Origin of the sequence: Rhodococcus indonesiensis, assembly GCF_047782815.1 — a bacterium.
In the GTDB taxonomy this organism is placed as follows: Bacteria; Actinomycetota; Actinomycetes; order Mycobacteriales; family Mycobacteriaceae; genus Rhodococcus; species Rhodococcus indonesiensis.
This window is the reverse complement of the sequence record NZ_CP180630.1, coordinates 4,093,190-4,114,611: the sequence shown is the minus strand read 5'-3', so window position 1 is coordinate 4,114,611 and position 21,422 is coordinate 4,093,190. Positions and strand designations below refer to the sequence as shown.

At 69.5% G+C, this 21,422-nt stretch carries 16 protein-coding genes; 3 read left to right on the top strand and 13 right to left on the bottom strand.

Annotated features, from left to right (window positions below):
- Positions 1 to 15: 15 nt before the first annotated feature.
- The 13 genes from atzF to ACM26Y_RS18835 form a co-directional block, all read right to left on the bottom strand.
- A complete protein-coding gene (gene atzF, locus ACM26Y_RS18895) occupies positions 16 to 1,743 on the bottom strand; it encodes an allophanate hydrolase (protein WP_416061572.1) in 1,728 nt (575 codons plus the stop codon).
- Positions 1,740 to 5,345 carry an urea carboxylase gene (gene uca / locus ACM26Y_RS18890; protein WP_416061571.1) on the bottom strand — a complete coding sequence of 1,202 codons (3,606 nt, stop codon included), beginning with the start codon at positions 5,343 to 5,345 and terminating at the stop codon, positions 1,740 to 1,742. Before uca ends, atzF begins: the two co-directional genes overlap by 4 nt.
- A 46-nt stretch (positions 5,346 to 5,391) precedes the next feature.
- A complete protein-coding gene (locus ACM26Y_RS18885) occupies positions 5,392 to 6,087 on the bottom strand; it encodes a GntR family transcriptional regulator (RefSeq protein ID WP_416061570.1) in 696 nt (231 codons plus the stop codon).
- 70 nt (positions 6,088 to 6,157) lie between these two features.
- Complete coding sequence (locus ACM26Y_RS18880; protein ID WP_416061569.1) at positions 6,158 to 6,688, bottom strand: carboxymuconolactone decarboxylase family protein; 531 nt, start codon at positions 6,686 to 6,688, stop codon at positions 6,158 to 6,160.
- Positions 6,689 to 6,693: 5 nt separating this feature from the next.
- A complete protein-coding gene (locus tag ACM26Y_RS18875; protein WP_416061568.1) occupies positions 6,694 to 7,383 on the bottom strand; it encodes a GntR family transcriptional regulator in 690 nt (229 codons plus the stop codon).
- Positions 7,383 to 8,075: an urea ABC transporter ATP-binding subunit UrtE gene (gene urtE, locus ACM26Y_RS18870; RefSeq protein WP_003937455.1), complete on the bottom strand. Its 693-nt coding sequence runs from the start codon at positions 8,073 to 8,075 to the stop codon at positions 7,383 to 7,385. The genes ACM26Y_RS18875 and urtE overlap by 1 nt, the downstream gene beginning before the upstream one ends.
- A 1-nt stretch (position 8,076) precedes the next feature.
- Positions 8,077 to 8,859 (bottom strand): urea ABC transporter ATP-binding protein UrtD, encoded by a 783-nt coding sequence (gene urtD, locus ACM26Y_RS18865; RefSeq protein WP_003937456.1) that lies wholly within the window; start codon positions 8,857 to 8,859, stop codon positions 8,077 to 8,079.
- Positions 8,856 to 9,974: an urea ABC transporter permease subunit UrtC gene (gene urtC, locus ACM26Y_RS18860; protein ID WP_416061567.1), complete on the bottom strand. Its 1,119-nt coding sequence runs from the start codon at positions 9,972 to 9,974 to the stop codon at positions 8,856 to 8,858. The genes urtD and urtC overlap by 4 nt, the downstream gene beginning before the upstream one ends.
- Positions 9,974 to 10,858 (bottom strand): urea ABC transporter permease subunit UrtB, encoded by an 885-nt coding sequence (gene urtB, locus ACM26Y_RS18855; RefSeq protein WP_289378554.1) that lies wholly within the window; start codon positions 10,856 to 10,858, stop codon positions 9,974 to 9,976. The genes urtC and urtB overlap by 1 nt, the downstream gene beginning before the upstream one ends.
- 37 nt (positions 10,859 to 10,895) lie before the next feature.
- Entirely contained in the window at positions 10,896 to 12,164 is a 1,269-nt protein-coding gene (gene urtA / locus ACM26Y_RS18850) for an urea ABC transporter substrate-binding protein (RefSeq protein ID WP_416061566.1), read from the bottom strand.
- 256 nt (positions 12,165 to 12,420) lie between these two features.
- Positions 12,421 to 13,335 (bottom strand): hypothetical protein, encoded by a 915-nt coding sequence (locus ACM26Y_RS18845; protein WP_416061565.1) that lies wholly within the window; start codon positions 13,333 to 13,335, stop codon positions 12,421 to 12,423.
- Between the two features lie 159 nt (positions 13,336 to 13,494).
- On the bottom strand, positions 13,495 to 14,907 hold the full coding sequence (ramB, locus tag ACM26Y_RS18840; RefSeq protein ID WP_289378558.1) for an acetate metabolism transcriptional regulator RamB: 1,413 nt from the start codon (positions 14,905 to 14,907) through the stop codon (positions 13,495 to 13,497).
- 51 nt (positions 14,908 to 14,958) lie between these two features.
- Positions 14,959 to 16,113: a globin domain-containing protein gene (locus ACM26Y_RS18835; RefSeq protein WP_054371725.1), complete on the bottom strand. Its 1,155-nt coding sequence runs from the start codon at positions 16,111 to 16,113 to the stop codon at positions 14,959 to 14,961.
- A gap of 533 nt (positions 16,114 to 16,646) precedes the next feature.
- On the opposite strand from ACM26Y_RS18835, the gene aceA reads away from it, so the two are divergent.
- From aceA to metE, 3 genes are all read left to right on the top strand, one after another.
- Positions 16,647 to 17,936, top strand: coding sequence for an isocitrate lyase (gene aceA / locus ACM26Y_RS18830; protein ID WP_003937463.1), 1,290 nt, complete (start codon positions 16,647 to 16,649; stop codon positions 17,934 to 17,936).
- 118 nt (positions 17,937 to 18,054) lie between these two features.
- A complete protein-coding gene (locus tag ACM26Y_RS18825; RefSeq protein WP_003937464.1) occupies positions 18,055 to 18,951 on the top strand; it encodes a 3-hydroxybutyryl-CoA dehydrogenase in 897 nt (298 codons plus the stop codon).
- A gap of 108 nt (positions 18,952 to 19,059) precedes the next feature.
- Positions 19,060 to 21,345 (top strand): 5-methyltetrahydropteroyltriglutamate--homocysteine S-methyltransferase, encoded by a 2,286-nt coding sequence (gene metE, locus ACM26Y_RS18820; protein ID WP_416061564.1) that lies wholly within the window; start codon positions 19,060 to 19,062, stop codon positions 21,343 to 21,345.
- Positions 21,346 to 21,422: the final 77 nt, after the last annotated feature.

Sequence of the window (21,422 nt, the reverse complement as noted above, 5' to 3'; positions counted from 1 at the left end):
AAGTCGCGCACCGACTCAGCGACTCCGGTACGCCACCCAGCCGCCGAACTCGGTGATGTCGACGGCGTCCGCCGCGGCGTCGTGCGTGCAGCCGAAGCCGACGACCCACCGACCGTCGGACAGTTCGACGCTGGTGAGCGTCATCGGAGCGGGCAGTGCGGCTAAAAACCGGCCGAGGCCGGCCTCGGAGACGCGGAAGAGCTCGCCGGCGATCGGCGCGCCCCGGCCTGCGCCGTGACGGACGAGGCCGGGTTTCGGGGGAGTGGTGTTCAGCGCCGTCAGCCGGTACGCGTCGGAGGTGCGGACCTCGTCGACGAACCGGGCGCCGATCTCCTCGAGCTGGAAGTGCATCGGCTGGCCACGCAGGTGCGCCCCGAACACCGCCAGCTCCACACCGCCCGTGACGAACTCCGGCGTGGGGACGCCCGTCAACCGGGCCGCGAGATCGACCGCGACCTGATCGGCGAAGGCCGGCACGACGAACATCACCCCGAAGGGACGGCCGTCGACGGTCGGTGCACCCGGCACCGCGACGGCCGCCATGTCGAGCAGATTGCAGAAGTTCGTGAACGTGCCCATCCGCCGGTTGATCCCGGTCGGGTCCGCCTGCACCGCCGCGATCGTCGGGTGCTCGGTGGTGGTGGGCAGCAACAGCCCGTCGAACCCGTCCAGCAGGCCCGCCGCGACGGCCTCGACGTGGGTCAGCGTGTCGAGGTCGGCCACCAGCTCGTGCGCCGCCGGGCGCTTTGCGGCCGCGACGATCGCCGCGACCGTCGGATCGGCGCCGGCGGGGTTCGTCGCCAGGAACTCGCCGACGGCTGCATACCGCTGGGCGACGACGGCGCCGTCGTAGAGCAGCGTCGCGGCCTCCAGCAGGGGGGTGACGTCGACTTCGGTCACCTCCATCCCGGCGTCGCGCGCCGCAGTGACCGTGCGCGCGAACGCGTCCCGGTAGTCGTCGCACAGCGCGACGAGATTCTCGGCGCGCGGAACCGCGACACGCGGCGACGCCGGCGCCGCGAACGCTACGTCGGCCGGCCACGTCCGGCTGCGCGGGTCGCGCGGTTCCGGCCCGGCCATCACCGCCGCGGCGGTCGCCGCCAGGTCGAGCGACGTGGCGAACACCGTGAGGCAGTCGTAGTCCACGCAGGCCGGCACCACGCCGTGGGCCGGGATCACGCCCAGGGCGGCCTTGATCCCCACGAGTCCCTGCAGCGCGGCCGGGACCCGGCCGGAACCCGCGGTGTCGGTGCCGATCCCGAGGTCCGCGATACCGAGTGCGACCGCGGTCGCCGAACCCGAGCTCGAGCCGCCCGACACCCGTTCGGGATCCCAGGAGCAGCGCACCGCGCCGTACGGGCTGCGGGTGCCGACGAGACCGGTGGCGAACTGGTCGAGGTTGGTCTTGCCCAGGATCACCGCACCGGCGTCGACGAGGCGCGCGACGCCCGAGGCGGTCTCGGTGGGGGTGTACGCGAACTCGGGACAGCCCGCCGTGGTCGGCATCCCCGCGACGTCCACGTTGTCCTTCACCGCGACGAGCAGGCCCGCGAGCGGCAGGTTCTCGCCCGCCGCGACGCGCTCGTCCACGGAGTCGGCGTCGGCGAGCACCTCGGCGGCAGGCCGCAGCGCGATCCACACCTCCGGCCGGTCCACCTCGTCGATGCGGCGCAGCGCCGCCTCCGCGCGGGCCCGGCTCGACACCGACGTCGCCGAGAGTGCCTGTTCCACAACGATGCTCATGCTGCTCCGATCACGAGAAGAGGGGTACCGGGGGCGACTTTCGCGCCCGGTCCGACGAGGACCTTCAGGACGGTCCCCTGCACGGCGGCCGGCACCGGCATCTCGAGCTTCATGGCCTCGAGGATGACGGCGGTGTCGTCGGCGCCGACCTCTTGACCCTCCGCCACCTCGACCCGCCACACGTTGCCGACCATGGGGGCTTCGACGACGACGGATCCGGCCGGCATCCCGGCGAGCGGGTCGGTGGACTCGGCCACCTCTGCCGGTGCCGACTCGGCCCGGTCGAACTCACCGGCCGCGTGCCATGCCAGCTTCTCGGTCTCGAACGCCGCGGACTGCCGCTCGTGGAACGCGTCGATGGACTCGGCGTTGTCCGCCAGGAACCGCAGATGGTCGGCGAGGGCGAACGTACCCTCCGAGACTTCGGCGTCGAACCGGCCTGCCAGGGACGCGGCGCGGTGCTCGAGCAGCTGTTCCGGGCTCACCGGTTCCCACACGATCCGGTCGAAGAAGCGGAACAGCCACGGCTTGCCGTCCTCGAACGGGCCGGACTGCCGGTATCCGGACCAGATCGGTACCGTTCGCCCGATCAACTGGTAGCCGCCAGGGGACTCCATCCCGTAGACGCACAGGTACTTGCCGCCGATGCCCACGGCGTCCGACGGGGTCCACGTGCGTGCCGGGTTGTATTTCGTCGTCACGAGCCGATGCCGGGGGTCGAGCGGAACGGCCAGCGGCGCACCGAGATACACGTCGCCGAGGCCGAGGACGAGGTACTCGGCGTCGAACACCGTGTCCCGCACCTGCTCGACCGAGTCGAGTCCGTTGATGCGCCGGATGAACTCGGTGTTCGACGGCAGCCACGGCGCCGACGCGCGGACACCGCTGTGGTAGCGGGAGATCGCCTCGGCGATCGACGGGTCGTCGAACGAGAGCGGCAGGCGGACGGTGCGGCTGGGGACCACCAGGTCGTGCGTGGCCGGCAGTTCGGTCTCGAGATCCTGCAGGATCCCCAGCACGCGGTGCTGAGGCAGCACGTCCGGGTCGAAGTGCACGTGCAGGGACCGCACACCCGGCGTGACGTCGACGATGCCCGGCAGGCGCAGCGCCGCGAGCGCCTCGGACAGCGCGTGCACCCGCATCCGCAGACCGAGGTCGAGCACCATCTCGCCGTATTCGACGAGGATGTTGTCGTCGCCGCCGCGGAGATAGACCACCTCGGGGCGATCCAGGAATGCCGGGGTGCCGGCCAAGCGGCCGCCGTCGAGTGCGGACGGCCGCGCCACGGGCGGGACGTCGAGGGCGCGAGTGGTGGCGCCGCGCAGCTCGACCGCCGCCTCGTCGGTCACCGGGACGAACCGCACCGAATCCCCGGGCCGGATCTGTCCCATCTTCCAGCGGTGCCCGGAGACGACCGTCAGCGGGCAGGCGAATCCGCCCAGGCTCGGGCCGTCCGGGCCGAGCAGGATCGGGGTGTCGCCGGAGACGTTGAGCGCGCCCACCGAGTAGGGGTTGTCGTGCAGGTTCGACGGGTGCAGCCCGGCCTCCCCGCCGTCGGTGCGGGACCAGCCGGGTCTCGGGCCTTCCAGGCGGATCCCGGTGCGGTTCGCGTGGGACTGCACCGTCCACGTGGCGGCGTAGAACTGGGCCAGGTCGTCCTCGGTGAAGTACGCCGGTGCCGGCTGCGGCCCCTCGGTGACCGCGAGGTGCCACGTACGGGTGAACTCCGGCCGACGGTCCACGGGCACCGGTCCGGGGGAGGCGAGCGCCCGGGACTCGGCCACACCGAGCACATCGCCCGTGGCGACGGCCCTGCCGGTGAGGCCCCCGAAGCCGCCGAGCGTGAACGTCGAAGCGCTGCCGTGGTAGAGCGGGGCGTCGAGACCGCCACGCACCGCGACATAGGTGCGCAGGCCCTGCTCGGCCGGGGTGCCGACGTCGAGCACGCCACCGGCCGGCACCTCCAGGGGCTCCCACATGGGCACGGGGGTCCCGTCGACGGTGACCACGACCGGGGCACCGGTGACGCACACGAGCGTCGGGTCGGAGAACTGGAGACGCGGACCCTGCAACGTGCACTCCAGCGCCGGTGCCCCCTCCGGGTTGCCGACGGCGCCGTTCGCGGCGCGCATCGACAGGTCGTCCATCGGCCCCGACGGCGGAATGCCGACCGCCCACAACCCGATCCGGCCGGGGAAGTCCTGCACCGTGGTCATGGTGCCCGCGCGCAGCACGTCGATGCGGTGGCCCGTCGCCCGCACCTCCCGCAGCGTCGCGGTGGTGTGAGCGGCCCCGAGCACCGGCTCCGCCGTGCAGATGCGCCGCAGCTGCGGCAGATTCGTCTGCACCCCGTACAGGTGCGTGTCGTCGAGCGCCTCGGCGAGGGCCGCGAACGCGGTGCGACGGGACTCGCCGCGCACGATGATCTTGGCGAGCATCGGGTCGTAGAACGAACTCACCTCGGTGCCGGTGTCCACCCACGTCTCGACGCGGGTGTGGGCCGGGAACTCGACGGCGGTGAGCAGCCCGGCGCTGGGCCGGTAGTCGTGCCCCGGGTCCTCCGCGTACACGCGCGCCTCCACGGCGTGACCGACGATGCGCGGTCCGCTGTCGGGCAGGGCGTCGAGCATCTCGGTCTCGCCCCGGCCGAGCCGCAGCATCCACTCCACCAGGTCGATGCCGGTCACCTCTTCGGTGACCGGATGCTCGACCTGCAGACGGGTGTTCATCTCCAGGAACGACGCCTCGCCGCGCTCGACGTCGTACACGAATTCCACGGTGCCGGCGGAGCGGTAGTGCACCGACGACGCGAGCCGTCGCGACGACGCGAGCAGTTCCTCGACGACCGCGTCGGGCAGGTTCGGTGCGGGCGCCTCCTCGACGACCTTCTGGTTGCGTCGCTGCAGCGAGCAGTCGCGTGTGCCGAGACTGATCGTGCGGCCGAGACCGTCGCCGAACACCTGCACCTCGATGTGGCGGGCGTGGGCGACGAACCGTTCGAGGAACACCCCCGACGAGGAGAAGTTCGCGGACGCGAGACGCTGCACCCGCTCGTAGGCGTCCCGCAGTTCGCCCGGGGTGTGGCAGGCCTGCATCCCGATGCCGCCGCCGCCGCCGACGGCCTTGAGCATCACGGGGTAACCGACGGTGGCGGCTGCGGCAAGCGCGTCGTCGACGGACCCGAGCAGGCCGCTGCCCTCGACGAGCGGGACCCCGACGGCACGGGCCGCCTCGCGGGCGGTGTGTTTGTCGCCGAAGACCCGCAACTGCTCGGGGGTGGGCCCGATGAACGCGATGCCCGCCGACTCGCACGCGGCCGCGAATTCGGCGTTCTCCGAGAGGAAGCCGTAGCCGGGATGGACGGCGCCGGCGCCGGTCGACAGCGCCGCCTCGATCACCGCATCCGCCCGAAGATACGACTGCGCGGCCGGGGCCGGGCCGAGACGCACTGCCATGCCCGCCATTTCGACGTGCGCGGCGGACGCGTCCGCATCCGAGTAGACGGCGACGGTCTTCAGCCCCAGCGTGTGCGCCGAACGCATGATGCGGCAGGCGATCTCGCCGCGGTTGGCGACGAGCAGGGTGTCGAAAGCGAACGTCACGACGGGCTCCTTCGGTGACGGGGAAGGTGTGGGGGCGGAACGGTCGTCAGTGAGCGAACGACATCGCGGTGACGGCACGGGTCACCCGGTCGAGCACCACTGCGAGGGATTCGCCGATGTGCCGGTGCAGCAACCGGTGGGCGAGTTCGAGTTCGTCGCCGAGGACGGCGTCGACGATGGCGAGATGTTCGGTGATCGACGTCTCGATCCGGCTGTTGACCATGAAGTCGTACATCCGCACGTGCCGGATCCGGGAGTTGACCGACTCGAGCGAGCCGGCCAGTTCCGCGTTGCCCGATGCGGCGAGCAGGGCCACGTGGAACTCCTCGTCGAGCACCACGAAACCCGGTTCCTGCTGCGGCGGATGGGCGGACAGGTGTAACCATCGTTCGCGTTCGGCGGTGAGGGCGACGCGGTCGTGCCGCACATCGGGATTGTCGATCGCGCGCGCAATGCCCTGCAGTTCCAGGGTGATCCGCAGCTCGTAGAGGTCGCGGATGCGGGGAATGCTCGGGGGCACCGGCGAGAATCCGTACTCCTCGCGGCGCAGCAGGCCGTCCGCGCACAGCATCGCGAGGGCCTCCCGGACCGGGGTGCGGGAGATGCCGAAGCGCGCGGACAGTTTCGGCTCGGTCAGCCGCTCACCGACCGGGATCGAGCCGTTCATCAGTTCGGTACGCAGCTCCCGGTACACCCGGGTCCGGAGCGGTTGCGCCGTGGCTGTATCCGTACGTGTCGACATAGCTGTATACGCTATGGACGTCGTGTTTCGCCGAGATTGCCCGCGGTAAAGCGACGGTTAGGAAGAACTCTCAGAAGTCCCGCTCGATGCGCAGCACGCCGATGGTGGTGGCCAGGCCGTCGTATTGCGCTACCAGCAGGCAGAATTCGATCATCCGCCGGTCGTCGAGGTGAGCGGCCAGCGCCGCCCACGACTCGTCGCCGAGGTCCTTGGTGGTGACCAGTTCGTCGACGGCCGCGAGCATCGCCCGGTGCCGCGGGCTCCATCCGGGGGCCTCGGGGCCGTCGAGGATGCGCTGCAGGATCTCGGGAGTGATGCCGGCGCGGCGGCCGAGGCGGGTGTGGTGGTCCCACTCGTAGCCGCACTCGCGCAGATGCGCCACCCGCAGGATGACCAGTTCGGATTCGAACCGGGGCAACCGCCCGAACGGCATGAGCTTCCCGGAGTAGTGCAGCCAGCCGCGGAACAGGCCGCCGGTACGGCCCAGGGTGCTGAACAGGCGCGCGTCTTTCGTTCCCGCCACAGTCGAGAGCACACGCCAGACCGCCCAGTTGAGGGGGCCGAGTTCCTTGAACCGGCCGGGCCGGATGCGAGGCGACATGCCGGTCAGTCTCGCACGGCACGCGCCAATCGGGCCATGCTCCGGGCCTGCTCGGCGCGCTGCACCACCACCGCCCGCGAGGTGTCGATGTGGGCGAGGAGCTGGTCGTGGGCGTCTTCGAGGCGGCCGGCGAGCACCGCCTCCGCCACGCCGATGTGCTCGTCGACGGTCGCCGTGATCCGGTCGTGCGTCAGGTAGTCGAACATGCGCACGGGCCGCACCTTCGCGTTCACGGCAGCCAGTGCGTCGCACAGGGCCGCATTGCCGGCGGCAGCCAGCAATGCCAGGTGGAACTGTTCGTCGAGCCCGACGAAGCCCGCGTCCGGTTCGGGCAGATCCCGCCGCAGCGCGTACCACCGGTCGAGCTCGGCGCCGAGCACGTGCGGATCGTGCCGGACCGAGTGATCGGCCAGCGCCCGGCGGATGCCTCTCAGCTCCAATGTGGTCCGCAGCTCGTACAGGTCGGCGAGGTCGTCGAAGCGCGGCCGGTACGGGAACAGCCCCTGCTCACGCCGCTCGACCAGCCCGTCGGACACCAGCCGCGCCAGTGCTTCCCGCACCGGCGTCCGGGAGACCCCGTACTGCTCGGCGAGTCGTTCCTCGCCGAGCCGGGCGTCCGGCGGCAGAACGCCCGTCATCAGATCCGAACGCAGCGCCCGGTAGACCCGGTCACGCCGCGTGCCGCCGGCGCTCATCAGATCGCCATGGCCGCGCGGACGGTGCCGGCGGCGTCCGTCCCGCCGTCGCCGCTGGCGGTGATGCGGCCGGATTCGAGGACGTAGTACCGCTGCGCGGCCTGCAGGGCGAAGCCGATGTGCTGCTCGACGAGCAGGACCCCGAGGTCGCCGCGCCGGCTGAGTTCGACCACAGTGCTCTCGATCTCGGCGACGACCGACGGCTGGATCCCCTCGGTGGGCTCGTCGAGGATGAGCATGCGGGGCTCGGTGATCAGAGCGCGGGCGATCGCGAGTTGCTGGCGCTGACCACCGGAGAGCAGACCGGCGCGTCGGTCCAGCAACGGCACGAGGGCGGGAAACAGCTCGAGCATGTCGGCGACGAGCTGCTTGCCGCGTCTGCGTCCGTCGGCGACGACCTGCAGGTTCTCGGCGCACGTGAGCTGCGCGAAGGACTGCTGCCCCTGGGGGACGTAGGCCAGGCCGCGGGCGACGCGCGCGGCGGGCCGCAGCGAGGTGATGTCCTCGCCGTCGAGGAGGATCCGGCCGAAGGTGGTGGGCAGCAGGCCGACGGCGGCGCGCAGCAGGGTGGTCTTGCCGGCCCCGTTGTGACCCATGACGGCGACGACTCCGTCGGCGGGGACGGTCAGGGTGGCCCCGTGGATGATCTCGGTGCGGCCGTACCCGGTCCGCACGTCGACGAGCTCGAGCATCTCACGCCTCCTGTACAGCGGTGGCGGTCCCGAGGTAGACCTCCTGGACCTGCGGGTTGTTCTGCACCTGTTCGACGGTCCCGTCGGCGATCACCCTGCCGCGGGCCAGGACGGTGACGGAGGTGGCGAAGGCGCGCATGAAGTCCATGTCGTGCTCGACGACGACGACGGTGCGCTGCGCCCCGATCCGGCGCAGCAACTGCCCGGTCTCCTCGCGTTCGTCGTGGCTCATCCCGGCGACGGGCTCGTCGAGCAGCAGCACGTCGGAGTTCTGCACGAGCAGCATGCCGATCTCGAGCCACTGCTTCTGCCCGTGCGCGAGGATGCCGGCGGGCACGTCGCGCAGGCCGGTCAGGCCGATCGTCTCGAGGGCCTCCTCGATCTGTGGCAGCACCGTCGTGCGGCGGCGCAGCAGCGACCACGGGGAGCGACCGGCGCCGGCGGCGATGTCGAGGTTCTGCAGCACGGTGAGTTGTTCGAACACCGACGCGGTCTGGAAGGTGCGGCCCACCCCGAGCCTGGCGATCTTGTGCACCTTCTTGCCGAGCAGTTCGGTGCCGGACTTGGTGACCGATCCGGTGGCCGGCACCAGCCCGGTGACGGCGTCCACGAGGGTGGTCTTGCCCGCGCCGTTGGGGCCGATGAGGAAGCGCAGGTCGCCCTGCAACAGGGTCAGGTCCACGCCGTCGACGGCGGTGAACCCGTCGAAGCTCACCCGCAGATCGCGGATCTCGAGGTACTGGCTGGACATACCGGCGTTGCCGCCGTAGTGGGGTTCGGTCATCTCGCCGGCTCCATCGTCGTGGTCGGTGCGGGGATCGGGCGGGCCGGGCCGGTGCGGGTACGTCGCCGGCGCAACGTCGCGAGCCCGGCCAGGCCGGCGGGGAAGAACCCGATGACGACGATGAACAGCAGGCCCTGGGCGTAGGTCCACGCGGAAGGAAAGTTCTCCGACAGGGCGGTCTGGGCCCACGCGACGCCGATGGCCCCGAGGACCGGGCCGAGCAGGGTCGTGCGGCCGCCGATGGCGACGCCGATGAGGAACGCGATGGAGGGGACGATGCCGACGTCGGCGGGGGAGATGATGCCGACGACGGGCACGAACAGCGCCCCGGCGATGCCGGCGAAGAAGGCCGCCGTGGCGTAGGCGACGACCTTGACGTCGGCCGGGTCGTAGCCGAGGAAGCGGACCCGCTCCTCCTGGTCGCGCACGGCCACGAGCAGCTCGCCGTACCGGGAGAACATCAGTTGCCGGGTGAGCGCGACGACGACGAGCAGAACACCCGCGGCGACGAAGAACAGCATCCGCTTGTTCGCCGGGTCGGCGAGCGACAGGCCGAAGAAGCTGCGGAAGCGGTTGAGTCCGTTCGATCCGCCGATCGACTGCTGCCCGATCAGCAGGATCGCGAAGGCGGCGGTCAGGGCCTGGGAGAGGATCGCGAAGTAGGCACCCTTGACGCGGCGCTTGAAGACGCCGAGCCCGAGCAGCACCGCGACCAGCGCGGGGAGCACCAGGATCGCGGCGATCGTCACGAACGGAGAGGCGAACGGCGCCCAGTAGCCGGGCAGTTCACGGATTCCGGCAATCTGCATGAAGTCCGGGACGGCCTCGCCGCGCAGCTCGGCGTCGGCGATCTTCAGGTGCATTGCCATGATGTAGGCGCCGAGGCCGAAGAACACGCCCTGGCCGAGGGTGAGCATGCCGCCCCGGCCCCAGGCGAGACCGATCCCGACGGCGACGATCGCGAAACACAGGAACTTCGCGAGCAGGTTCAGCCGGAAGTCCGACAACACGACAGGGGCGAGGACGAACAGCAACAGCGCGGCGAGTGCGAACCCGGCCCAGGTGCGGGCCGGTCCGGGCCGGGTGAGTGTCGGCAGAAGTCTCGGGGCAGGCATCAGACCAGGCTCCTTGTCTTGACCGCGAACAGGCCCTGCGGCCGGACCTGCAGGAAGATGACGATGAGCACGAAGACGATCACCTTCGCGATCGAGGCGGTGGTGGAGTATTCGATGAACGAGTTGAGCAGGCCGAGCGCGACCGCCGCGACGACGGCACCCTCGATCCGGCCGAGGCCGCCGATGACGACCACCAGGAACGCGTCGATGAGGTACGACTGGCCGATGGTGGGGCTGGTGGAGCCGATCAGGGTCAGGGCCACCCCGGCCAGACCGGCCAGTCCGGAGCCGAGGAAGAAGGTGGTGATGTCGGTGCGGCGGGACGAGATGCCCACGGTTTCGGCGAGGTCGCGGTTCTGCACGACGGCCCGGATGCGCCGGCCCATCGGGGTGTACTTCATCGCGGCGATCAGAATCGCGACGCACACGACGGCGAGCACGAGGATGAACAGCCGGGTCCTGGGCACCACCGCTCCGAAGATCTCGACGCCACCCGAGAGCCATTGCGGTGCAACCACGTTGACGGCGGGTGCGCCGAAGACGTCGCGGGCGGCCTGCTGCAGCAGCAGGCCCACGCCGAAGGTCACCAGCAGGGTGTCGAGGGGGCGGTGGTACATGCGCCGGATGAGGGCGACCTCGAGCAGCACTCCCATCGTGCCACCGACCAGGAAACCGACGAGCAGTGACACCAGCAGGGACACCCCGGCGGCCGAGACCACCTGCTGCACGACGTATGCCGTGTAGGAGCCGGCCATGATGAACTCGCCGTGGGCCATGTTGATCACGCCCATCTGCCCGAACGTCAGCGACAGGCCCAGCGCCGCCAGCAGCAGGATCGAGCCGATGCTCAGACCCGTGAAGAGCTGTCCTACGACGACATCCATGTCGCCTCCCTTCTCGTCGGCTTCCCGGTCACGGTGATCAGCTACCGGACAGGCCGGCGGCCCAGTCGTAGCTCTCGAGGTACGGGTCCGGCTCGATCACCCCGCTCGACTCCCACACCGTGTAGATCAGTCCGTCGCCACGGATCTCGCCGATGCGGGCCGTCTTGGAGATGTGGTGGTTGTCCCCGTCGATCGTGACGGTGCCCTCCGGCGCGTCGAACGAGACGCCGTCGGCTGCGGCCTGCACGTCGGCGACGGCGAACGAGTTCGCCTTCTCGACGGTGTTCTTCCACAGGTACACCGAGGCGTACGCGGCCTCCATCGGGTCGGAGGTGGGCTTGTTCGCGCCGTACTTCGCCTTGTACGCGTCGACGAACGCCGTGTTCTCGGCACTGTCCACGGTCTGGTAGTAGTTCCACGCGGTGAGCTGGCCGGCGATGTTCTGCGCGCCGATTCCGACGACCTCCTCCTCGGCGATGGACACCGAGATCACCGGCATGTCGGCGGCGGTGAGGCCGACGTTGGCGTACTCGCGGAAGAAGGCGACGTTGGAGTCGCCGTTGAGGGTGTTGAACACCGCGTCCGCGTCGGCGGTGCGGACCTTGTTGACGATCGTGGAGAAGTCGGTGGAGCCGAGCGGGGTGTAGTCCTCGCCCTTGATCTCGATGCCGTTGGCCTCGGCGTACGCGCGGATGATGCGGTTCGCGGTCTGCGGGAAGACGTAGTCGCTGCCGACGAGGTAGAGCGACCGGACGCCCTTCTCCTTCAGGTAGTCCAGCGCGGGCACGATCTGCTGGTTGGTGGTGGCACCGGTGTAGAAGATGTTCGGCGACGACTCGAGGCCCTCGTACTGCACGGGGTAGTACAGCAGCGAGTTCAGGTCCTCGAACACCGGCAGCATCGCCTTGCGGCTCGACGACGTCCACCCACCGAACACCGCGGCCACGCAGTCGGAGCTGATCAGTTTCTCGGCCTTCTCGGCGAACACCGTCGGCTCCGACGCGCCGTCCTCGGCCACGATCCGGATCTGCTTGCCGAGAACACCGCCGTTCGCGTTGATCTCCTCGACGGCCAGCGCGATCGAATCACGCACCGTGACCTCGGAGATCGCCATGGTGCCCGAGAGCGAATTCAACGAGCCGACCTTGATCGTGTCGCCGGAGGTGTCGACGCACGAGGCGGATCCGGCGGCGTCGGTGCTGTCGGTGGCCTTGCTGCCGCAGGCGCTGAGCACGAGACCGACGGCGGCCAGCGCGACCGGCGCGGCGACGGCGCGCCTGGCGAACGTGGATGTGGCAACTGGCATGGAGGTGCCCTTCTTCGAAGGTGGGAACCGGACGGGGCCCGGCGTATCCGGGCTGCGTATACAGCGCTGTATCCGTGGGTCCGAAGAGTAGGCGGCCGGTGTTGCGTGAGAATGTCTCGCGGTGACGAGTTCATGACGCGTGTTACGACCTCGTTGCCGAATGCGCACACCCCGAGGTGGTGCCCTTTCCGCACCATGAATAGCCGTCCGCGCCAGCAATTGCCGATGCGGATGCCTAGGGTCTTCGCGGTTGTTCTCAGCGACGCGATCGGGCGACGGCCCGTTCGAAGCGGGCGACAACCGTCGGGAACCGGAACAGCTCCGCCCACGTCCAGCGGACCACCTCGAAGCCGAGGTCTCGCAGCGCATCCTCGCGCAGCTTCTCGCGCCGCACCGTTTCGGCCGTGGTTCCGGGGTCGTCGGCGCCGTACTTGCCCATGCCGTCGAACTCCCCGACGATCCCGGGCTCTTCCCAGTAGAAGTCGGTCCGCGCGACGAATCGGCCTTCGCTCGTCCGGACGTCGTGCTGGAGCGCCGGGGCCGGCAGTCCGGCCTGGCGGATGCGGAGCCGGCTGATCGACTCGCCGGGACTCTCGCTGCGACCGTCCAGGAACGGGACGATTCGCCGTGCCGCGGCGATTCCCGTTCGCGCCTCGGCCCGGTGGAGTGCGGTGGCCAGTGCCGGCCGCAGACCGGGATACCCGCGCAACGCGGAGTCCCCCGTCACCACGGCCTCTTCGGCGGTGACCGTGCGCGAGAGGTCCACGACCGTCCGCGCAGCCGAGGTGACGCGGATCCCCTCCACGGTCTCGACTTCGTCGTGGGGGAGGGCCGCGGCGTGGACGTGCTGACGTGGGGTACGTCGACCACCCGACGCGCGATCGCGGGTGAGGTGGATGCGGGACAGGTCGGTGCGCCAGACCGCGAAGCCGTGGACGACGGCGGCCGAGACGTGGCTGATCGCGGCGCCCTCGCGCAACCGCGCTGCGCTCGACCGGATCCGCAGCACGTGGCGTGCCACATCGTCGAGTTGCCCGGCGTCCTCTCGCCCGAGGTACATCCCCGGCACGATGCGTTCGAGACGACCCGTACGGATTCCTCGGCGTAGTTCGGCGTCGGTGATCCCGGTTGCGAGGGCGGCAGGGCGCAGCAGCGGCGTAGGTTCGCTCATACGTGGAGCGTGCCCGAACGCCGGCGCTCCGTCCGCGAGCCGCGGGCGCGAGACGGCGATCTGTGGATGAATCGTCCGCCTGTGGACAGAGGATCCGCGAACTTCGCAGTCAGCCGCGCACGCAATCGCTTTCGCGCACGACGAACATGTGCGCGGGTGTTACTTGATGAGGTAGGGGGACACCGAACTCTGGTGCTCGTTGATGACGAGTTCCTTGCCCAGTGGGGGAAATGCGCGTTGGGGGCAGTTCAGGCGCTCGCACACGCGGCAGCCGGCCCCGATGGGAGCGCCGGGGTTGGCGTCGCTGAGGTCGAGTCCGTCGGCGTAGACGAGGCGGTGGGCGTGGCGCAGTTCGCAGCCGAGGCCGATCGCGAAGGTCTTCGACGGCTGGCCGTATCGGGCGGCGCGACGCTCGACCGTGCGTGCGACCCACAGGTAGCGACGTCCGTCGGGCATCTGGGCGAGCTGGGTCATGATCTTGCCCGGATATGCGAACGTCTCGTACACGTTCCACAGGGGGCAGGTGCCGCCGCTGGTGGAGAAGTGGAAGCCCGTGGCGGACTGCCGTTTGGACATGTTGCCCGCCCGGTCGACGCGGACGAACGAGAACGGCACGCCGCGCAGCTTCGGTCGCTGCAGGGTCGACATCCGGTGGGCGATGGTCTCGTAGCTGACCGCGTAGAAGGCGGAGAGCCGCTCCACGTCGTACCGGAAGTCCTCGGCCATCTCGTGGAACTGCGCGTACGGCAGCATGATCGCCGCCGCGAAGTAGTTGGCGAGGCCGTGGCGGGCCAGGGAGAGCGAGGCCTCGCTGGTGAAGGCGCCTTCGGCGACCAGCTTCTCGATCAGCTCCCCGCACTCGAGGTAGGCCAGCTCGGTGGCCAGCTTGAACACCTGCTGGCCGCCCGACAGCCGCGCGGAGATCTCGAGGGTGCGCGTGGCGGGGTCGAACCGGTGCAGCACGTTCTCGCCGAGATCGACGCGACGGACGAGCTGCACGTCGTGCACCGCCTCCATGCGCTTGATGATGCCGCCGGAGATGTCGCCCCGGTGGAAGCGGATCCGGGTGGCGAGTTCCTCGGCGGCGGTGTCGAGTTCGTGCAGGTAGTTCTGCCGCTGATAGAAGTAGTCGCGGACCTCCTCGTGCGGCATGGTGATGGTGCCGGTGCCGCTGCCGTCGCTGTACCGGTCCTCGGTGGCGGCGGCGAGTTGCGCGGTGGTGTTGCGGAACCGCCGGTGCATGTTGACCATCGCCCGTGCGAGCCCGGGGTGGGCCGACACCATCGCGGCGATCTCCTGGGCGTCGGCGTCGATGCCCATCTCCTGGTCGAGGGCCACCTCTCGCATCTCGGCGATGAGCCGGGTGTCGTCCTGGGACGAGAAGAACGTGGTGTCGACCCCGAAGACCTCGCTGATGCGCAGCAGGACCGGAACCGTGAGCGGCCGCACGTCGTGCTCGATCTGGTTGAGGTAGCTGGCCGAGATCTCCAGGGTCTTGGCCAGTGCTGCCTGGCTCAATCCCCGCTCGGTCCGCAGCTGGCGCAGGCGGGCGCCGACGAACGTCTTTGGCATCACCCCAGCGTACGAGCGTCTACACAGCTTTGCAACGAGGGATTCGCAACGTTAGCTCTCCGCCAGGCCCAGCCAGGAACCGGGCGCGAAGGCCTCGTAGTGGACGGCGTCGGGCGATACCCCCGCAGCGAGCAGCGTCTGCCGGATCGAGCGCATGAACGGGACCGGACCGCACACGTAGACCTGCGGGTCGGTCGGCAACTCGACACCGTCGAGCGGGGAGTGGCCGTCCTCGCGGAGTTCTTCGAACTCGGAGTACCGGGTCTGCATGCGGGCCCGCGGCAGGCGATCGACCAGGGCCTGTGTCTCCGCGCGGCGGGGATGGTCGTAGGTCGAGCGGTCGACGTGCACGACGAGAACCTCGCGCTCGGATCGGTGCGCCGCCAGGTGCTGCAGCGCCGCGAGCGTCGGGGTGATGCCGATGCCGGCCGAGATCAGCACCAGAGGATCGTCGCCGTCCTCGACGACGAGGCTGCCGAACGGATGGGAGACGACGAGTTCGGTGCCGATGCCGACGCCCCCGGCGAGGAACGGGGAGACGATCCCGCCCCGGACCCGCTTGACGGTGACGGCCCACTCGCCCGGGACGTGGCTGCGCACGAGGGTGTACTGGCGGATCTGACGGGTGCCGTCACCGAGGGTGGTCGCGATGGAGATGTACTGTCCGGGAAGGAAATCCGGGAGCGGAGTGCCGTCGAGTGAGCGCAGCGTCAGAGTCGCGACCTCGGCGCCGTCGAACTGGACGTCGGTGACCACGACGACGCGCCACACCTGGCCGTGCCGGACCCCGGCCTTGTCGTAGAGGGCGGCCTCCTGCTCGATGAGCGAGTTGGCCATCAGGGTGTAGACCTCGCGCCAGGCCGCGGCGACCTCGGGGGTGACCGCATCCCCGAGCACCTCGGCGATCGCGGCGAACAACTGGTGCCGCACCACCTCGTAGTGGGGAGCCTGGACGCCGAGCGAGGCGTGCTTGGCGGCGATCCGGGCCATGATCGCGTCGATGTCCGCGGCGTCCTCGGTGACCAGGAGCGTCGCGAACGCGGCGACCGAACTCGCGAGGGCCTTCTGCTGCTCCCGGTTCTCCTGGTTGGTGCGGTTGAACAGGTCGGTCCGCAGCGAGGGTGCGGCCGCGAAGAGCTTGTCGTAGAACAATTCGGAGATCCGGCCGATATGGGCACCGACGACCGGCAGGGTGGCCTCGATCACCGGCTTCGACGTGGCGGAAAGGATGGCGCCCTCCTCGACTCGTGTGCGAGTGGGGAGTGGGCACGCCCGCTCGGCGTGACCGGCCCCGACTGATCAACGCGCACATGGTAGACGAACGATCTTGGTCCCCGGCCGATTCGACCGGGACGACTTCCCGATTCGCCGCAGCCGATTCTGTGAGACTGGTCACAATGGAGGCGGTATCCCGCGTTCCCGGGGCTGGTGGGCCCGCACTCGGAGGTCTTCGCGATCCGCGCCCGCCGGAGGCGGCGTGGCGGACAATGCCGAGGTAATTGCTACCGACGAGTAGCCCAGGGCCCGGTAGGCGAGTTCGTTGGACGCCCCAAACGTTTACAACCTTTGCAAGGCTATTGGAAAACCTAGCGAAGATTGGCATTAGCAACAGGTAGACCGCACTTTCGGGGTGTGTCATTGTCGAGTGGTACATCCGAAAGGTTCGCGAAGGATGTGAAGTAGTACGCACGTACTGCAGAACGTCCGGCGCGGATCCGATCTAGAGAGTGGAGCTTTAGATGTCGACCACCGGCACCCCGAGGACCGCTGAGGAAATCCAGAAGGATTGGGACACCAACCCGCGCTGGAAGGGGATCACCCGCAACTACACGGCCGAGCAGGTCGCGAAGCTGCAGGGCACCGTCGTCGAGGAAGCCACCCTCGCCCGCCGCGGTTCGGAGATCCTCTGGGACCTCGTGAACAACGAGGACTACATCAACTCGCTGGGCGCCCTCACCGGCAACCAGGCCGTGCAGCAGGTCCGCGCCGGCCTCAAGGCCATCTACCTGTCCGGCTGGCAGGTCGCCGGTGACGCGAACCTGTCCGGCCACACCTACCCGGACCAGTCGCTGTACCCGGCGAACTCGGTTCCGCAGGTTGTCCGCCGCATCAACAACGCGCTGCTGCGCGCCGACGAGATCGCCAAGATCGAGGGCGACACCTCCGTCGACAACTGGCTCGCCCCGATCGTGGCCGACGGTGAAGCCGGCTTCGGTGGCGCGCTCAACGTCTACGAGCTGCAGAAGGCGATGATCGCGGCCGGTGTCGCCGGTTCGCACTGGGAGGACCAGCTCGCGTCGGAGAAGAAGTGCGGCCACCTCGGTGGCAAGGTGCTCATCCCGACCCAGCAGCACATCCGCACCCTGACCTCGGCTCGCCTCGCGGCCGACGTCGCCGACGTCCCCACGGTCGTCATCGCCCGCACCGACGCCGAGGCCGCGACGCTGCTGACCTCCGACGTCGACGAGCGTGACCGCGAGTTCCTCGACGGCACCCGCACCGCCGAAGGCTTCTACGGCGTCAAGAACGGCATCGAGCCCTGCATCGCGCGCGCCAAGGCGTACGCGCCGTACTCCGATCTGATCTGGATGGAGACCGGCGTGCCGGACCTCGAGGTCGCCAAGAAGTTCGCCGAGGCCGTCCGCGGCGAGTTCCCGGACCAGCTCCTCGCTTACAACTGCTCGCCGTCCTTCAACTGGAAGGCGCACCTGGACGACGCGACCATCGCGAAGTTCCAGAAGGAGCTCGGCGCGATGGGCTTCAAGTTCCAGTTCATCACCCTCGCCGGCTTCCACTCGCTGAACTACGGCATGTTCGACCTGGCCCACGGCTACGCCCGCCAGGGCATGACCGCCTTCGTCGACCTGCAGGAGCGCGAGTTCAAGGCCGCCGAGGAGCGTGGCTTCACCGCCATCAAGCACCAGCGTGAGGTCGGCGCCGGCTACTTCGACGCCATCGCCACCACCGTCGACCCGAACACCTCCACGGCGGCCCTGAAGGGCTCCACCGAGGAGGGCCAGTTCCACTAGGAACCGGCAACCGGATGTGGGCGCGGCGGGATCTCGAACGACCAGGTCCCGCCGCGGCCGTATCCACCCTCTGTCGAAAACCTCTCTCACGACCCCCACATGACGAGTAGGAGCTGACGTGACCAGCGAAAAGATTCAGCGCGTCGGCGTGATCGGCGCCGGGATGATGGGCGCAGGTATCGCCGAGGTGTGCGCGCGCGCTCATGTCGACGTACTTGTGTACGAGCAGACCCGCGAACTCGCGGCTGCCGGGCGTGCCCGCATCCTCCGGTCCCTCGACCGCGGTGTCAGCAGCGGCAAGATCACCGAACGGGAGCGTGAGCAGGCCGCCTGGCGGCTGCGCTTCACCTCCGACCTCGGCGACTTCGCCGATCGCCAGCTCGTCGTGGAGGCGGTCGTCGAGGACGAGAAGGTCAAGGCCGAGATCTTCGCGGAGCTCGACAAGATCGTCACGGATCCGAACGCGGTGCTGGCATCCAACACCTCGTCGATCCCGATCATGAAGCTGGGCATCGCCACCACCCGGCCCGAGCGGGTCATCGGCATGCACTTCTTCAACCCGGTTCCGGTGCTGCCGCTGGTCGAGCTGGTCACCACGCTCAAGACCAGCCCCGCGGTCTCCCAGCGCGCGGAGGCCTTCGCCTCCGAGGTGCTCGGCAAGCAGGTCGTCCGGTCCTCCGACCGGGCCGGCTTCATCGCCAACGCGCTGCTCGTGCCCTACCTGCTGTCGGCGATCCGGATGGTCGAATCCGGCTTCGCCACCAAGGAGGACATCGACAAGGCGATGGTTCTCGGATGTGCGCACCCGATGGGTCCGCTCGCGCTGACCGACCTGGTGGGCCTGGACACGGTCAAGTCGATCGCCGACTCGATGTACGGGGAGTTCAAGGAGCCGCTCTACTCGGCTCCGCCGCTCCTGCTGCGCATGGTCGAGGCGGGCCTCGTCGGCAAGAAGTCGGGCGCCGGCTTCTACGAGTACGCCGACAACGGTCGTGCCGCCAAGAAAGTCAGCTAGGTAGGTAGCACCACACCGCATCTCGGCGCCCGTGTGCCGACAGCACAGCCGTTGCGCTGGCTGTCGGGGCACGGGCGCGAGGTGCATCGAGGGAAAGGTCGACCCCTGATGGCCAGCAATGCAGACGGATACGGCTCCAGCATTCTCGGGTATCCGCGCATCGGACCCCGCCGTGAACTCAAGCGTGCGCTCGAGGCCTACTGGCACGGTACCGGCACGCGCGACGAACTCGTCGCGGTGGCCCGCGAGATCCAGGAGTCCACCTGGAGCGAACTCGCCGCCACCGGACTCACCCAGGTGCCGGGCAACACGTTCTCCTACTACGATCACGTGCTCGACAACGCACTGCTGTTCGGTGCGATCCCCGAGCGGTTCCGCCCGCTCGTCGGCGAGCTCGATCCACTCGACCTCTACTTCACGCTGTGCCGGGGCCGTGAGGACTTCCCGCCGCTCGAGCTGGTCCGCTGGTTCGGCAGCAACTACCACTACCGGCAGCCCGAGCTCGACGAGACCACCACCTTTGCCCTGAACTCGGCGGCGGTACTCGACGAGTTCGAGCGCGCCAAGGCCCGTGGCATCGAGCTGCGCCCGGTCGTGCTCGGCCCGATGTCCCTGCTGCTGCTGTCCAAGGTCTCGGAGACGTCCGAGCAGGACGGGTTCTCCACGCTCGACCTGCTCGACCGGCTGCTGCCGGAGTACGAGAAGCTGTTCGCGGAACTCGCGCGCGCCGGCGCCTGGTGCGTGCAGCTCGACGAGCCGTCCTTCACCGAGGATCGCACCCTGCAGGAGCTCGAGGTGTTCGCGCGGGCCTACGACACCCTCTCCCACGCGCCGCTGCGCCCGCGCCTGCTCGTCACCGGCCCCTACGGCCACCTCGGCGAGGCGCTGCCCCTCCTCGCTGCCACCAAGGTCGAGGCCATCGGTCTCGACCTGGTCAACGGCCGGATGAGCGCCGAGGAGCTGGCCGCGGTGCCGGGACTCAAGCGCAAACGGATCTATGCGGGGGTCGTCGACGGCCGCAACGTGTGGAAGGCCGATCGGCACCGCACTCTCGAATACCTGAGCAGCCTCGCGGCCGTCGCGCCCGACCTGGTGGTCTCCACGTCGTGCTCACTGCTGCACGTGCCCTACGACGTGCTCGCCGAGTACGACATCCCGGGCGACGTGGCGGACCGGCTGGCGTTCGCCAAGCAGAAGGTGGGCGAGGTGGTCTCGCTCGCCAAGGCACTGACCACCGGGGCGGAGGAGCGGTGGCGCAAGCCGCCGACCTCGGTGCACTTCAAGCAGAAGCACACGATCCGCGCCCGCGTCAACGCCCTGCGCCCCGAACACCGCCGCCGGGTCCCGTACGAGGAGCGCCGCGCCGCGCAGCAGGAGCGCCTGAAGCTGCCCCCGGTGCCGGCGACCACCCTGGGCTCGTTCCCCCAGACCGCCGAGATCCGCAAGGCCCGCTACGAGCTGGGTGAGGGGCGCATGTCGTGGGACGACTACGTCAAGCGCATCCAGGAGGAGATCGAGTCCACCATCCGGTTGCAGGAGGACATCGGTCTCGACGTGTTCGTCCACGGCGAGCACGAGCGCAACGACATGATCCAGTACTTCGCCGAACTGCTCGAGGGCTTCGCCACGACGCACTTCGGCTGGGTGCAGGCCTACGGGTCGCGGTGCACGCGGCCGCCGATCCTCTACGGCGACATCGTGCGGCCGAAGCCGATGACGGTGGAGTGGATCGCGTTCGCGCAGTCGCTGACCGACAAGCCGGTCAAGGGCATGCTCACCGGTCCGGTCACGATGCTGGCCCGGTCGTATGTGCGCCAGGACCAGCCGTTGCACGAGACGGCCGACCAGCTGGCGCTGGCGATCCGCGACGAGATCGCCGATCTCGAGCGGGCCGGCATCGCGATCATCCAGGTGGACGAGCCCGCGATCCGGGAACTGCTGCCGTTGCGGCAGGACGGCCGGGCCGAGTACCTGGACTGGGCGGTCGACGCATTCCGGCTCGCGACGGGCGGCGCCAAGCCCGAGACACAGATCCACACGCACCTGACCTACTCCGGTCAGGCGTCGGTGGTCGACGCGATCGAACGGCTCGACGCGGACGTCACGGCGATCGTCGCGACCCGTTCGATCCGCTGGGTGCTCGAGGCCATCAAGGACAAGGCGCTCACGCACGGTGTCGGGCCCGGTGTCTACGAGAGCCGTTCGGCGCGCATTCCCGACATCGACGAGCTCGACGAACTGCTCAGCACCGCTGCGGAATCCGTCGAACTCGACCGGCTGTGGGCCAATCCGGACGGCGGGCTCAAGACCCGGCACTACTGGCAGCTCGAGCCGTCGCTGCGCAACCTCGTCGCCGCCGCACGCCGGCTGCGGCGCCGCGCGGCCGGACAGTAGCGGCCGGACAGTAGCGACCGGAAAGCACCGCCGACGCGCACCCGCGAGCAGCCCCGCGGGTGCGCGTCGGCGCGCCG